The 15,616-nt window shown below is 49.3% G+C and carries 11 protein-coding genes; 5 read left to right on the forward strand and 6 right to left on the reverse strand.

Going from position 1 to position 15,616, the window contains the following annotated elements; genetic code table 11:
* The first annotated feature begins 56 nt into the window (after positions 1 to 56).
* Positions 57 to 1,688 carry a glycoside hydrolase family 13 protein gene (locus tag ACESLK_RS02305; RefSeq protein ID WP_372662126.1) on the forward strand — a complete coding sequence of 544 codons (1,632 nt, stop codon included), beginning with the start codon at positions 57 to 59 and terminating at the stop codon, positions 1,686 to 1,688.
* Positions 1,689 to 1,769: 81 nt separating this feature from the next.
* Complete coding sequence (locus ACESLK_RS02310) at positions 1,770 to 2,579, forward strand: DUF2935 domain-containing protein (protein ID WP_372661616.1); 810 nt, start codon at positions 1,770 to 1,772, stop codon at positions 2,577 to 2,579.
* A gap of 447 nt (positions 2,580 to 3,026) precedes the next feature.
* On the opposite strand, the gene ACESLK_RS02315 is transcribed toward ACESLK_RS02310, so the two are convergent.
* The gene (locus ACESLK_RS02315) at positions 3,027 to 3,812 is read right to left on the reverse strand and encodes a CapA family protein (RefSeq protein WP_372661619.1); all 786 of its coding nucleotides are present in this window, start codon (positions 3,810 to 3,812) and stop codon (positions 3,027 to 3,029) included.
* 544 nt (positions 3,813 to 4,356) lie between these two features.
* Here ACESLK_RS02315 and ACESLK_RS02320 point away from each other — a divergent pair.
* The 3 genes from ACESLK_RS02320 to ACESLK_RS02330 all read left to right on the forward strand — a co-directional run bounded on the left by ACESLK_RS02320 (position 4,357) and on the right by ACESLK_RS02330 (position 6,476).
* Complete coding sequence (locus tag ACESLK_RS02320; RefSeq protein WP_372662129.1) at positions 4,357 to 5,103, forward strand: class I SAM-dependent methyltransferase; 747 nt, start codon at positions 4,357 to 4,359, stop codon at positions 5,101 to 5,103.
* Between the two features lie 72 nt (positions 5,104 to 5,175).
* Complete coding sequence (locus ACESLK_RS02325) at positions 5,176 to 6,168, forward strand: helix-turn-helix transcriptional regulator (RefSeq protein WP_372661622.1); 993 nt, start codon at positions 5,176 to 5,178, stop codon at positions 6,166 to 6,168.
* Between the two features lie 5 nt (positions 6,169 to 6,173).
* Positions 6,174 to 6,476, forward strand: a complete 303-nt coding sequence (locus ACESLK_RS02330; protein WP_372661626.1) for a putative quinol monooxygenase — start codon at positions 6,174 to 6,176, stop codon at positions 6,474 to 6,476.
* Positions 6,477 to 6,614: 138 nt separating this feature from the next.
* On the opposite strand, the gene ACESLK_RS02335 is transcribed toward ACESLK_RS02330, so the two are convergent.
* The 5 genes from ACESLK_RS02335 to ACESLK_RS02355 are packed head-to-tail and all read right to left on the reverse strand — an operon-like array spanning position 6,615 to position 15,470.
* A complete protein-coding gene (locus ACESLK_RS02335; protein WP_372661630.1) occupies positions 6,615 to 8,801 on the reverse strand; it encodes a hypothetical protein in 2,187 nt (728 codons plus the stop codon).
* Positions 8,802 to 8,814: 13 nt separating this feature from the next.
* Complete coding sequence (locus tag ACESLK_RS02340; protein ID WP_372661633.1) at positions 8,815 to 10,506, reverse strand: type 2 periplasmic-binding domain-containing protein; 1,692 nt, start codon at positions 10,504 to 10,506, stop codon at positions 8,815 to 8,817.
* A gap of 59 nt (positions 10,507 to 10,565) precedes the next feature.
* Complete coding sequence (locus ACESLK_RS02345) at positions 10,566 to 11,465, reverse strand: carbohydrate ABC transporter permease (protein WP_372661636.1); 900 nt, start codon at positions 11,463 to 11,465, stop codon at positions 10,566 to 10,568.
* 13 nt (positions 11,466 to 11,478) lie between these two features.
* Positions 11,479 to 12,390, reverse strand: coding sequence for an ABC transporter permease (locus ACESLK_RS02350; RefSeq protein WP_372661639.1), 912 nt, complete (start codon positions 12,388 to 12,390; stop codon positions 11,479 to 11,481).
* Positions 12,387 to 15,470, reverse strand: coding sequence for an alpha-mannosidase (locus ACESLK_RS02355; protein WP_372661642.1), 3,084 nt, complete (start codon positions 15,468 to 15,470; stop codon positions 12,387 to 12,389). The genes ACESLK_RS02350 and ACESLK_RS02355 overlap by 4 nt, the downstream gene beginning before the upstream one ends.
* Positions 15,471 to 15,616: the final 146 nt, after the last annotated feature.

A 15,616-nucleotide genomic window follows, 5' to 3' on the forward strand; every position in this document is an offset into this window, starting at 1 on the left:
ATGTGGGAGCATTCTGGCAAGAGGGTGTTGTGTATCAAATTTATCCTAGAAGTTTCATGGATAGTAATGGGGACGGGATTGGAGATCTTCAGGGGATTATAGGCAAGCTGGATTATCTGGAGGAGCTCGGTGTGGGGGTAATCTGGCTAAGCCCGGTGTATAAGTCGCCAAATGATGATAATGGATATGATATAAGCGACTATCAGTCTATTATGGATGAATTTGGAACGATGGAGGATTGGGAGAATCTGCTGCATGGGCTTCATGGCCGTGGAATCAAATTGATCATGGATTTGGTCGTTAACCATTCGTCGGATGAACACGTCTGGTTCGAGGAATCAAGGAAATCCAAGGATAACCCTTATCGTGATTACTACATCTGGAGACCGGGCAAGCCGGATGGTTCCGAGCCGAACAACTGGGTGTCCTTCTTCGGCGGATCCACGTGGCAGTACGATGAGGCAACGAATGAATATTATCTTCACCTGTTTACTAAGAAACAACCCGACTTGAATTGGGAGAATCCGCAGCTGCGTAAAGAAATTTACGATATGATGACCTTCTGGCTGGATAAGGGGATTGACGGCTTCCGGATGGATGTCATCAATTGTATTTCCAAAGTAGATGGGCTGCCCAGCGTACTGAGTGAAGACAAATACGCTTGGGGCGGAGAATACTTCTTATGTGGACCCCGTCTCCATTCCTACTTGAGAGAAATGAATGAACAGGTTTTATCTCGGTATGATACAATGTCCGTCGGTGAAATGCCAGGCGTTTCCCCGGAGCAAGCCATCGCCTTCACGAAACCCGAGAATAAAGAAGTGAATATGGTTTTCCAATTTGAGACTATGGATATCGATTCGGGAGAAGGCGGCAAGTGGAATTTCAAGCCGTGGAAGCTCGCCGACTTGAAGGCCGTCACAAGTAAGTGGCAATACGGTTTGAATGGTAAAGGATGGAACAGTCTTTATCTGAATAACCATGATCAACCACGCATGGTTTCTCGTTTTGGAGATGACACGGTTTACAGGAAGCAATCCGCCAAGCTGCTGGCAACCTTTCTTCATACGCTGCAAGGAACTCCCTATATCTATCAGGGGGAAGAGATTGGTATGACCAATGTGAAGTTTGAAGGCATAGCGGAGTACAAAGACGTTGAAACTCTTAATTATTATAACGAAGCCGTAAATGAGCGGGGGATTTCTCCGGAGAAAGCAATGGCTTCCATCTATGTGAAGGGACGGGATAACGCACGCACGCCCATGCAATGGAACGGCAACGATCAAGCCGGCTTTACGACGGGTCAGCCTTGGATCGCCGTGAATCCCAACTACCGGACTATTAACGTTGAAGAATCGCTCAAGGATGCGGATTCCGTCTTCCGTTACTATCAGAAGCTGATTAAGCTGCGTAAAGTGCATCCCATTATGATTTATGGAAATTATGACATTGTGGCAGAAGATCATGACCAGATCTATGCATACACTCGTACATGGGCTAATGAAAAGTGGCTCGTGATCTTAAACTTCTCCAATAGTGAAGCGATATTCAAATCTCCCGATTCGTTACAGTTACACAGCGGCGATCACAAACAATTGATTATTGCTAACTATAACGATATGACGGAAGATCAGCTCGATGGATTGCGTTTACGTCCGTACGAAGCAAGAGTATACAAAATCTCATAATTAACGTCCCATTTAAATAAGAAGAGGCACATAAGGGACTTCCTTCGCGCATAGGGTGAGGCGAGAGGAGCGTGCGCGAAAATGGATGATTACCGTTCGGAGAGCGTATTGTTTGAGCACCGTTTTTGGCTTCAAATTTTGGGGGATCATAGCAGGTTTATTTTAAATTCCTTGTCACCTAAGGAAACTGCCGATGTTCAGAAAGCCCAAGCATTCATCCAGGGATTCGATCAGCAGCTAGCAGTAGCGCGGGGGGCTTCGGCCTCTGCAGATCTGTCGTCATTGAACAAGGAAGCCTACAACCTGACGTGCGCTCTGCGGGCGTTCAAGCTTGATTTGCTTGGACGGCTGCTGCTGGGCAAAGTGAACATCATGCTCACGCCAACCTTCCTCAATCATATGGTGAACGAGCTGGAGGAATATTTACGGATTCTGCAGGCGATTCTTTCCGGCCAACCTGTGCCGCAATTCGACCCGCTGCACCATGATTTGCTTTGGCTTCTGGACGCGGTAGGGCATGCGAGCGCCATCGCTTCGAATCTGGATATGGTGGAGAAAAGGTTGATCAAGAGAAGCAAAGAATTCGAAAAGCATTTTGAGGAGTTTTATTTGAAAGCGATCGAAATGGCCGGGTACTTGCGAACGAATATACGAGAATTCCCGGCTTTCCAGAGGTTTCACTTAGAAGTCGATCTGGAAATGCGGCTCTTTATGACATTTCTCAACGAATTGGAAGAATACGAGCTGTCCTCCCAGGTCCTCGACCAGATTTCGCCGCTAATTCCCGACCATATGATGCGGGAGGAATGCTACTACATCACCAAACTCGCGCTAAGCGGGCTGACGCAAATACCGAATTGCGACCCGACAAAGCCGAGGGTAGAGAGCTGAGAGAGTGGACTGGTTCGGAGCTGGAGAATAGTCCCAACCAGCTTTCAGATACGAATCCGGGGATAAGGGATGGATAAATCAAACTTGTGGCAGCCACTGAGGGCTTGCCCTTTTTTTATTAAGCTGCCGACAGGTTAGTTGGGAAGACCATCCTCAACCTTTCAATGTTTCCTGCTTTTGCTGAAAATCTTGGTTCTGGTTAATCTTGTTTTCAGTAACTTTGAAGTGTATTTAAACATTTTTTCCATCATTATTTTCTCTCGTAGTGTGACATCTTCCCTCACGCTGCGTATGCTTATTTCTTTCTGTTGATTAGGAAGGATGCGATACGATGCACCTCCATTTTTAAATCTTCGCAGGGTCCATGTTGGGATCCAATCTACGCGAGTGATCGTTGCACGAGAACACTCTTCTTTCCGTACAGTTAATTGCAGAATTAAACCGTTATTAGTATGGGGGTTTTTTTTTCAATCGGATCGAGATGAAATTTCCCAAAGAATAGATTGCTAATTTATTTGATCTCGTCCTTATGAGAGGCTGTAAAACATGGGGATGAGATCCAAGAATAATATCAGCTCCGTGTCGAAACAAGGCTTTCACAAGCTTTTTTTGCTTTGGGTCCGGCATTTCATGGTATTCTTTTCCAAAATGTAAATAAACGATATTCAAATCCGTTTTTTTCTTTAATTCACCAAGATCCTTAATAATTTGGTCTTCATTTATCAAATTGACTGCCCAACGCATATGTCTAGGGATCGGTATTCTATTGGTGCCCTTGGTGTATGAGAGAATACCCACTTTTATTCCTTTAACGTCCATAATCAGATGTTCTTTGGATTGGTTCAGGCTTGCAAATGTTCCAGTATGAGTCAAATTATTCTCATCTAGAACTTCGAGTGTGCGCTGTAATCCGTCCATTCCATTATCCAAGCAATGATTGTTTACCGTACAAAGTACATCAAATCCATTTTTTTTCAAAGCGGGAGCTAATTGCTCCGGAGCATTGAATAGAGGACATCCCGTTTTTGGGTTCCTTTTTTTAATAAAAGGTGTATCGCCTTTTAATGGAATTTCCAAATTTCCAATTGTAAGATCTGCTTCCTGCAAGTAAGGTGATACCTCTTCAAAAATAGAGTCAAAGTTATATATGTTCTCACCTGTTTGCTTAACAGACATACATATTTTTCCGTTTATTAAAAGATCGCCAACGGCAGCAATCTTTATTTCAATCATATACATCACCTGCCTTTTTGTAATTTATGTTAAACAAGTCCTTAGAGTATAGACAGGAGTCTGTATCTAGAGGATTTAGTTAACCCACATTAATCTGTCCAGAACGCGAGCTGTCTCTTACATTGCCATTCGAATTCGTTAGGGGCTGTCGCTGGGGAATCTTTAGCGGATTCAACCAAATGGGTTTAGACATTATCGAAGCTACTGTCTTCTAAATAGAAATACTTGAAAGCGACTTCCCCAGAATTTATAATGAAAATAATCTTTTCTTATGAGGTGAAGTGGATGTCATTCCGTATCGTTCGAGGTATATAGTTTTCGGGCTGGGAAAAACGCGTACCAGCCATCAAGGGGCTTTTCTGCCCTTTTGATCACATGAAAACTATAACTTTGAACGGTGTCGGCTGTCATCACTGATGTAAAAGCCAATGGACACCAAGGTTTGTCTGGATAACGGAACTGATGATCTTTCATTGGATCCTATTCAGCAGATCTCAAAATCCTTTGGCTTTTTATTATCTCATTGAAGGGATTGAAAATAGGTATGAATCAATTAGAGTATAAGAATTTTTACGATCGCATTGGAAAAATAAATGGATGGGACTTTAGTAAGGTTAAATGTACATCCGAAGGAGTAAAATGGAGTTTTTATCGTGAAGTTTCCCAAAAATGCAAAAAATCCGACATATTGCTGGATATCGGTACTGGTGGTGGGGAAGCTTTACTATCAATTGCCGAGGTCGCTTTACTACTAGTGGGAATTGATAATTCAGCTGGAATGATCCAAGCCGCAGATATTAATTTGAAAAAGGCAAAGAAATCAAATGTACGCATTTTACAAATGGATGCTGGAAAAATTGACTTTCCCGAGAACTTTTTTAATGTGGTATCATGTCGGCACTCACCTTTTTCCGCACAAGAAATAGATAAGGTCTTAGTAAATGACGGCGTGTTCCTGACACAGCAAGTAAGTGAAAATGATAAACTCAATATCATAAAAGCTTTTGGAAAAGAACGGACAACTGTTGAAGACGGGACTTTAAAAAATAAATATATTTCGGAATTAAGTGAAGCAGGGTTTAGTGATATCCAGTCTTTTGAATATGATGCAACAGAATTTTACAAAACTTACGAAGATCTAGTATTCCTTCTGAAACACACACCAATCATTCCGAACTTTGGGAAAAGCGAAAATGACTTTGTTGTTTTAGAAAAATTCATCGAAGATAATCAAACAAATAAGGGGATAATGACCAATTCAAAACGTTTCATGATAATTGCAAGAAAATGATGTGACAAAGGAAGAGGATAAGGGATGCCTATCCCTAATCATATTCCATAACAGGAAGGTTTCGATGAGAGTATGTCCAAAGCAGACAACATGCTTTCCATCTTATGGTTACTTAGGTCGGGCAGACGGATGACTGCCCAGCAGCTTGCGGATGAGCTGGAGATTCATATCCGCACGGTATATCGCTATATTGATTCATTGTGTGTAAGCGGGGTTCCCATTATTGCCGATTCGGGGCCGAACGGCGGCTATCATTTACTGGGTCGTTTCGCGGAATCTCCGCTGCTGTTTGATATGGAAGAACAGAAAGCACTCGTGCACGCTTCGACATTCGCACTGGAGACGGGATATTCTTTCAAGGATGCGCTTAACCGAGCGGTCGATAAGTTGAAGCGCTACACGAATGAGGATCAACTCGATCACATTGAACGCCACATGGGAGGGCTCTCCGTTATTCATCCGGCGATCGTGGGGAAGCAGCAGGAAATGCTTCGGATTCTGGAGGAAGCAGCAGCCCAAGGCAGGGCAATGGAGATGGTATACAACAAGGGTAAGGGAGATGCTCCCGGTACACGAATATTCGATCCCTACGGCATAATACACTGGAAGGGCAGCTGGTATGCTGTTGGCTTTTGCAGCCTTCGTCAGGAATTGCGCAGCTTCAGAACGGATCGCATTGTGCGATTGGAACCGATTGATCGTCATTTCGAGCGGCCAGCCGCTTTTTCCGCCAAAGATTTTTTGATGCGCAATCTGCTTCCCGACTCCCTTGATGCGGAATCTCTCCTATTGGTAAGGATACAAGGGCACGAGCAAGCGTTGGATCTCTTATGCCAGCATTGGTTGTTTGGCCATGCGCTTGTTGAACGCAAAGACGAACAAGCTTTATTCAAGCTTGGCGTTCCTTCCTTGCTGTCCTATGTGCCTTATTATCTTCTCCCTTACGGCAAATCGCTTATCATTCTTGAGCCGGACATTCTTGTCGAGAAGCTGGCGGAGGTAAGCAGTGGTATTACAGCGCATTACGAATCGATGAAGTCGGCAAAAAATAAAAGCAAAGGGTGATGGACATGAACAAATTCGCCATGTATGGAAAATTAACGGCTCATCCGGGTCGGAGAGATGCACTTGTGCAAATTTTGCTGGAAGCGGCCGAGCTGCTGGGGTCTGCGGAAGGCTGCGCATTGTATATCGTTAACGTGTCGGACGAGGACCCGGATGCCGTATGGGTGACGGAGTTATGGAGGGATGCCGAAGCACATGCCGCATCTCTTAAGAATGAAAATGTATTGGCATTGATCCAGCGCGGCAGGCCGTTGATCGCTGGCATGGAACCGGTAAAGCTGCGTCCGGTCGGGGGCAAGGGAATTTAATCAGTTTTGGAACACAAGAAGGGGTGTAACCCCAAACACCCGTAGCCGGAAGGCGAATTTGTTTCATATAAAAAAGAGCCTGACATAGTTGTCCGGCTCTTTCTCTAATTTTGTATTACAATCTGGCTCAACAGGGTGTTACCACTCCAAGGTCACTTCAATCCCCTCTGGTACCCCGAGATACCGGACCATTACCGTTCTCGATTCCTGATCGTAGTGGAATTCCGCCGTTGAGCTGCCGGCCATTACGCTGAGCGGTTCGCCTATGACACGAATGCGCGTACTTACGGTCATATCGGATGGTGACTCCGACACGAAGGAGAAGCGAGACTCCTCTTGCCGCTCGTCCCTGATCCGCGAGGAACTGACGAGAATGGCCGGTATCCTAACCTCTCCCTTCGCCCAGGTCAGATCATAAAGCAGGCTGTCTTCACCCGGCTTCAGTTCCACCGTCTGCCGTACAGGCAGATCCGCCTCGAACAAGTCGAGGTACAGGCCCTGAAGCACCACGACTTGCGCCGAGTCCGTCTCGTCCAGCGCGTGGGTGATCAGATAGGGACCGCGCCTCACTTGCACCTGTCCGTTCTCCTTGTAATCCTTCACTTCCCCGCGAATGATAAGCGCCTGCCGGACACTGTCCTGAACTCGCTTCGCTCCCGATTCCGAACGGGACAACGCTGCAGGGTTCAACGAATGGAATAGAACGGCGCCGCTACCAACCCGGTGCTCTCCTTCCGCCGGGCTGCGCCCGAGTCCCATCGATTCGAACAGATGCTCCTCGGGCTGGTCATACTTCCGGCTTCCAGTCTCGCGATTCCACCACTCGCGAACGGAGTGAAATGCGTCCGCACCGTCCCCTATATAGATGAGTACGCCGCCTTCCCTTACCCATTGGCCGATCGCTTGATGAATGCCGGGATGCTCCGGTTTCATGAATTCGTAACTAAGGAGCAGCACCCGGTAGCCTTCCAGATAACCAGGGAAAGTTAAGATGTTGTCGAACTGCACCGGCCGAAGCGGGATCCCGCTTTTCACAAGCGGCATTGCTAAGCCATAGAACGCAGACCAATCGAGCAACTCCTGCTGCTCCGTCGTTAGCGATTCAGCAGAGATGGTGCCGTCATATTTGAATGCGGCACCTTCGTCATCCCCGCCCGCAATTACATCGCCCCGTTGGTACATGGCCGAATTGGCTAAGCAGAGGCCAATCCCTGTTGTGTACGCTTCACCCCCGCTTTCCTCTTCGTGATTATGCATGTCGCGCAACACGTTCATGACCGTAAGCAGGACAGTCGCGTAATCACCGGGAATAGATTCCTTGCCCATCCTATCTTCCGTTGGATAAGTGCCCTCGAACACACGTCGCGGCCACGGACACACTTCGTACTGCTTGACGCCGGGATGCAGCAGGGAGGCCACAACTGTCGATCGGTAATTTTTCCGGTAATCGCTCCAGCTGTAGCGTGGATTATCCTCGATCGGATCATGCAGAAACCACATATCCCGTCCCGTGCCGCGCGTGAGCTCTTGCATGATGCCGTATTCCAAATACGCCGTCTCGAACGTCCGCTCGCGCCGGACACCCTTGTAAACGTTGGGCGTCCGCGCCGTCCCCGTCCAAATCTGGGCGATAAAGCCGTCACAAGCCGGCATGGAAACCAAAAGAGCCTCAGGGCTGATAATCCGCCATTGCGTGTAATTGACGAGGCTGTGGGTCGGTACATAGAAGCGTACCGTCCTGCCGTAGGTAACGAGAGAGTATTCCTTCATTTGACTGCAAATCCGGTCGAGCGCCCGGTAATACATCGTGGCCTTCAGCTTGGAAGCCCGATATTGGGCGTCGGGTGAGGAGTGGGGAGGAATCCAATCCTCCCCGTAATAGTTCAGCCACTCCCGCTTGAAAGCTTCCGAATACCCCGAAGCCGCCCAGAATTCCGGATCTTCCATGTGAATGGCTTCCACACCGCAGTCGATCGCCAGCTTGATATGGCTCGCCAAATATTCGGCGAACGAAATCGTCGGCACCATGTACGGAACATCCTTGCCATGGAGCAAATGTTTGCCATCACGGTCGGTCTGGGCTTCATCCCAATGATTCCGACCGTCGAAGCGGCCGTACAAATAGTCCTGATACTGGCCCCATGATACTCCCGTCATCAGATGAATCGTATAGCCAGCCCGCTTCCAGCCTTTGATCCGCTTTGGCAGGTCGTTTCCGATACCGTACACCATGACAAAATCAGTCCGCAGATCGTACTTGGGCCCGTAAGGCCGCGACTCTTGAAACCCGGTCCACTCAGGACCTGCTTTCGTTTTCCGGCTCAAAGGATAATCCTCCTTAGTTCGGCATCTGCAGTTTCACCACTTCTTTTCCTTTCAGATTCTCATTGACAAATTGGATCGCTTCCGGGTACCCTGTCTTGTTCATCTGCCCGCGAAGATCGTTCAGCACCTTGAGCGCTTCTTCGTCGGATTTGGTGAAAATCGCTTGTTTCCAGGCGTCGCCGATTTTGTCCATGGAAGGCTTCAGCATTTCCCACTGAGTCGTCTTGGTTATGACATCCCCGGCATTGTAGGCCGATATGACACTGATGCCGTTCGGACGAAGAATTTTACGGGCATTCTCCATCGCAGCAAGCCGTTCTTGATCTGCCCATATGTCGCCCCCGCCGACGGAGTTGATTCGATCCTGGCCAGTCAATGATTCGAAACCGATGCTGATGCCTTCGTTTTTCTTCAGCTTGCCCGACGTATCTGCCGTGAATTTGTCAAACCATTCCTTCTTCGCAACGGCCTTGCCGTTTTCCATATCCCAGTGCACCCCTTGCACGCCGTATCGGGCGAGCATGAAGCCTTCGTCTGACGCGAGGAAGTCTAGCAGCCGAAGGGCGGCATCCACGTCTTTGACTTTCTTCGTGATGACAGTCACGTTATTTCCTTGGATACCCAGATCGGCCGGTCGGTTTGGTTCGGCGTCGGCACGTTCCAGAGGACCGATCGGCACGTAATCTGATCCCGGATGCGCTTTTACGTAATCCTTGGATGCATCGAGAATGGCCGGGTAGTGCGCTGCCAGAACGGCGATGCGTCCTTGCTTAATTTTCTCATTGGCGATCGGAGCGGTCTGAGTGAACGTTTCGGAGTCGATCAGCCCTTCTGAAATCAGCTTCCGATAGTACAGCGTATAGTCCTCGAAGGCTTTCGTGAAGAAATTATGCGTAATCGTACCGTCTCCTTTGTCGACATAACCTGCACCGTAAAACATCGTATTGCCGATTTCGACTGCCCATCCGTTATGGAAGCCGCCAAGCGGAATAACGGGCATCCCGCTCTCTTTCAGTTCTGCGTCCTTGATCTTCTTCAGGAAGCTGTATAGATCGTCCTTCGTTTTAACGGATTGCGGATCCACCCCGACTTTCTGGGCGATGTCCTTGCGGACATAGAAGCCGTAAAGCCAGTCCATGGCGTCGTTGTCAGTTGCTGGATGGTTCTGATAAAGCAGAAATTTCTTGCCGCCGTAGGCGTCGATCGCTTTATCGTACAAAGCCGGCGGAACGTTCTCTTTTGCGATTGCTTTCGCCAGGTTCGGGTATTTGTCCAGCTTATCCGTCAGATCAACCAGTTGGTCTTCCTTAGCTGCTTTGATAATGCCATCCAGCTCGCCGCCCCATGCCGGTCCAGTATAAATATCCGGAAGGTCCTGGGTTGCGAAGATCGTGTTTACCTTTTCTACCTCGCTTCCTACTGTATATTCCCATTCCACGGTTACGCCGGTTTTTTCTTTGATAACTTGGGACACGGGCGTCATGTCGACGTCCGCGCCGGTCGAGCCGTTCCAGTTGTGAAGAATTTTGAGCTTGACTTCTTTGACAGTCTTGCCGTCGTCCCCAGACGGTTTGTCACTGCTGACATTTCCGTTACTGCTGCTTGAATTTCCATTGTTGTTGCCGCCGCTGCAACCGAACAGCGTTCCGGCCATCATGGCGACCGCCAGCAGCATCGAGGCGCTTTTTACCCATTTGTTCGTCATAAGAAAAGAACCCTCCCAAATACCATAATAGAATATGATAAAGTCCCGGCTAGGGACGATTATCCTTTGACTGAACCGAGCATGACGCCCTTGACGAAGTACCGCTGTAGAAACGGGTAGATACAGAGAATGGGAAAGACCGTAATGACGAGCAGTGCCATCCGCATCGACTCGGGTGTGGCTCCGGCCACGTTTACATTAACCGTCTGACCGCCTTGCTGCGCCGCCCGCTGCATAGAAGAGGATAACGCTTCCGCTTCCGTAAGCATTTGCTGAAGCAGCGTCTGAACGGGAATCAAATCTTTGTCCGACACATAATAGGCACCGGAGAACCAATCATTCCAGTGGGAAACTCCAATAAACAGAGAGATGGTAGCAAGCACAGGACCTGAAAGCGGCAGAATAACCCTCAGGAAGATTTGGAAATCCCCGTACCCGTCGATACGGGCCGACTCTTCCAACTCCTCCGGAATCCCCTGGAGGAATGTGCGGATAATGACGATATGAAAAAAGCTAAACATCATCGGGATTACGTACACCCAGAAGCTATTGATAAGATGGAGCTTCTGCAGCGTGATAAAGTAAGGAATGAATCCCGCGCTGAAAATGGTCGGCAGAAAAATGTAGAACGTGAAAAACGTTCTTCCCGGCAGCGATTTTTTCGATAGGGCATAGGCCATCAGCGTACAGAACACTACGTGCAGGAACGTACCGAGTACGGTTCGCATCAGCGTAATTTTGTAGGCCTGCCAGATTCGGGCGTTGTCGAACACCTCCGCATAATTATCCAACGTGAGTTTGCGAGGCAGGAAATAAAGGGCGCCCAGCATTGAATCCTTCCCGTCGTTCAAGGAATAGACGAGAATATAAATGAAGGGATAAATCATCGAAAAACCGAAGAGCGTCAGGAGGACGTAATTCAACAAGGTGAACAGGGAGAATCGGCGAATCACTTTCATAAGAAACCACTCCTTAGAACAGGGATACGTCACTGACCTTGCGTGCAATACGGTTGACCGTCAAAATCAGGATTAGGGCGATAACGCTTTGGAACAAGCCGACCGCCGCGGCATAGCTCAATCGCCCCTCGCGGATGCCGGAATTGATGACATGCACATCGAGGACGCTGCCGATTGAGGCCGTCGCAGGTCCGTTCAGAAGCAGCAGTTGCTCGTATCCGGCGCTCATCAGGCTGCCTGCCGAGAGAATGAACAGAATGACGGCAATATTGCGGATCCCCGGAAGCGTGACGTGCCAGATTTGGCGAAAGCGACTCGCGCCGTCGATCTTAGCCGCTTCGTACAGCTGCTGGTCGATACCGGCAATTGCAGCCATATAAATGATGGAGTTCCACCCGATGTTCTTCCAGATGTCCGAGCCGACGATGATCTGATAAAACCACGCAGTATTGTTCAGAAACTGGATCGGCTCCATGCCGAAGGATGAGAGCAGGTCGTTAAACGGTCCGCCGAATGGTGTCAAGAGCCGCTGCATCAAAGTAACAACGACGATCCAGGAGACGAAATAAGGTAAGTAGGAAAGCGTTTGCACAGTTTTTTTGAATTTAAGATTACGGACTTCGTTTAAGAGAATGGCCAGAATAATCGGCATCGAAAATCCGATCATGAGCTTCAACATACTGATGATGATCGTGTTGCGGATGAGCTCGTAGGATTGATAGTAATCGAAAAATTGGCGGAAATATTTCAGCCCGGCCCAAGGGCTTCCGGTAAAGCCTCCCGAGAACATAAAGTTTCGGAAGGCGACCTGGATGCCGAATAGAGGGACGTAGGAGAAGAGGAAAAACCAGATGATGCCGGGCAGCATGAACAAGTAAAAAATTTTGTGCTTCCAAATCCGTTTCCACAGCATGGATGCCGTCATAGGCGAGAACCTCCTCCTTCTTCTGCCTTGTGCCGGAACAATGATACAGCCGTCAATCGAATTGTTTTAATTTCAAATGGAGTAAAGGTAAGCAGAAGCGCTCCGTCTTCCGGTTGAAGCCGCTCGATTTTAGCTTCCATCAAATCGGCGAGCCAAGCCTCCGAAAGGTCGAAACCTGTTTGCAGTATCGTCTGAAGATGAGTACCGGCCGTTTCGTATATCCGTACAATGAGATCTTCCCCGTCCTCGGCTTTCTTCACCGTTTCCACCATGACGTTCGAATGGTCCAGTTGCAGGAACGAATACTCTTTCGGCAGATTTTCCGCTCGACTGGACGCCTTGACAGCCACCGCTCGCAGTGGAACGTTCAGTTCGTAGCCCTGCCTGTACACCCCCGCTTGTATAAGATCGCCCTTATGCGGATAGAGCGAGTATGTAAAGGTGTGTTCCGCCCGGTCCGCTTCGGGATCGGGGTAAGACGGACTGCGCAACAGATTCAGATCAAGTACGTTACCCTCGACACGGTGCCCGTATTTGCATTCATTAAGCAACGCAACCCCGTAATCCGGCTCGGAGAGATCCACCCAATGATGGGCACAAATTTCGTCTTTGGCATAATCCCACATCGTATTACGGTGCGTTGGCCGCTTCAGGTAGCCGAATTGGATTTCGCAGCTAGCGCTGTCCGATCGGACATTAACCGGGAACGACGTACGGAGCATTTGGCCGGATTCCTTCCAATCGACCGTCGTCACGAAATCGATTCTGCGACTGCCTTGGGTCAGCACGACCTTCTGTGTCAGGACGGACTGCCCGAAGTCATAGCGCACAATGAAACCCGTCGTCGGCCCGTCGGAGAATGCGGCGATTTCGGTTACCTGCAGCGGTTTGCCCCCGGTTTGCCGATAATCTTGGCGGAAATCCCAAGCATCCCCCTGATCATGGTACAGGAGCAACTCATTGGCCTTTTGCCCCTGCGGAACGACTTCCCGTCGGTACTCTTTGTCGCGGATGGAGATGATGGAGCCGTCTTCACCTAGCCTCACGACAAGGAGGTCGTTCTCAGTGAAGAGGTCGATTGCCGAAGTCCGCAGTTCCGGGAAAGAAGCATCCGTTTCCAACGCTTCCACTATTGCAACCGCATCGGCCTTGACCCATGTGCAGCCCATCGCAGGCACTCGCACGTGTTTCCAGCGTCCGTTAACCTTCAGCCACTCTTCCCGCTCCCATGACAACGAATTGAAGATGACAACCTCCCCTTCTTCTACTGCCGTAGTCAGCCGACAGGCAACCGCTCCGTAGGCCTCAGCGATCATCCCCTCAACACGGTTCAGCAGAACGGCGTACCGCTCAAGCGATTCGTCGTATACCCGCTTTATCGAAGAGCCAGGCAGAATATCATGGAACTGGTAAAGCAGTACTTCTTTCCAGATTACCTCTAGATCTTCGGCAGGATAACGGGTTCCGTCCGCCATCCCCGCCAGCACGTAAGCGAACTCGAGCTCCCGCAGCGCTTTCTCCAGCTTTCGGTTATAGCGTTTGTTTCTAGCTTGGCTTGTGAGAGTTCCTTGGTGTTTCTCCAGGTAAAGCTCCCCGCACCAGGTCTGATAACTGTGAGCGCCTCTGCCCAGCTTCTCGAAAAATCGCGACGACGGTTCTTGTACGACCGGGCTTAAGCCTAGCAAATTTTTCTCCCGCGCCAGCCTCTCCAGATGCTCTTCCCCCGGACCGCCGCCGCCGTCGCCTATGCCGAACAGCATGAGGCAGTTATCCGATACGTTTTTGTCCAAATAATCGAACTCCGCCTTCAAGATCGAGCGGGGCGCGGCTGGACTGTTGTACGTATCTTCTGGCGGCATGTGCGTCAGCACTTTCGAGCCATCAATCCCTTCCCAAATGAACGTATGGTGGGGATGTCTGTTGTACGTGCTCCAGGATAGCTTCTGCGTCATCATGTAGTCGACGCCTGATTTCTCCAAAATTTGAGGCAAGCTCGCCGTATACCCGAAAACATCCGGCATCCAAAGTGTCTTCATTTCTTGGCCGAATTCCTGTAGAAAAAACCGCTTGCCATACAAAATTTGCCTCACCAGCGATTCTCCGCCTGGGACATTCGTATCCGATTCGACCCACATCGCCCCCTGCGGCTCCCATCGACCTTCCCGAACTCGCTCCTTGACCTGAGAATACAGCTTCGGATAATGCTGCTTCATCCAATCGTACAGCTGGGGCTGGCTAGCTCCGAACACATAGTCAGGGTAACGTTCCATCATCCTCAGTGTCGTAGCGAATGTTCTCGCGCCTTTGCGGATCGTCTCCCGAATCGGCCACAGCCACGCAAGGTCGATATGCGCATGACCGATCGCACTGATCGTCAACACCGAGTCACCTCCGCGCTTCGCCAGCTGTTCACCCAAGATGCTCCGCGCATCGGCGATGCGCTCGTCGGTTAGCTCCGTCAGCAGCAGTGATACTTCATACAGAACCCGGAAAATTCGCTCTTTTCGCGCCGATCCCGCCGGCAGTTGTTCAGCGGTTTCGAGCAGCACCTCCGTGTCATAATACAGCTGCCTAACTTCCTCACGGCAAATGGCGACGATCGCTTCCTTCAGCTTTCCGCTCCGGAATCGTCCGAACAGATCATTGCAGCCTGCGTCAGCCCACAGTTCGATCGTCTCCTCTCCGGTTGACGATTCGCTCACGTCGACAACCCGTTTGCCGGGAAGGCCGAGCGAGTAATCATATTCGGAATTGATGTTCGTCAGCCCCTGCAACGGCGTTCCTTCGTCGTCAACAACGCATAATTCACCGTTCACGTCTATTAGCAGTACGACTTTGGTGTCTCTCGCGTTCTCCGGTACCTTGCCGGTAAAGAGAAACCACGCGCAGTCCCACAAATTTCCCCACTGGTCGCCGGGTTCTAGTTCCACCCTTCGGCCCGACATCCGCTCATTATAGGGAACCGGCTCCGGTGTCACCCAAGCTGTCACGTTCAGTTTCGAAAGAGGTGCATAGATATGCTCCTTTAGCTGGTTCAACAACGCTTTCAATTGCTCTGGTCTCACCGTTTCGTATGGCATAGTCAGTCTCCTTTTGCCTCCGTCATCGTGTTTTCTAATATGGATTAACTATAATATATCTATTCTATATATTCAATATCTTTAATATTAAAAAAAATAAAAAAAGATCCTTTCCTGAAAGGAAAAGATCTCATGTCGTATAATCG

This window comes from Cohnella sp. (assembly GCF_041640265.1).
Lineage (GTDB): Bacteria > Bacillota > Bacilli > Paenibacillales > Paenibacillaceae > Cohnella.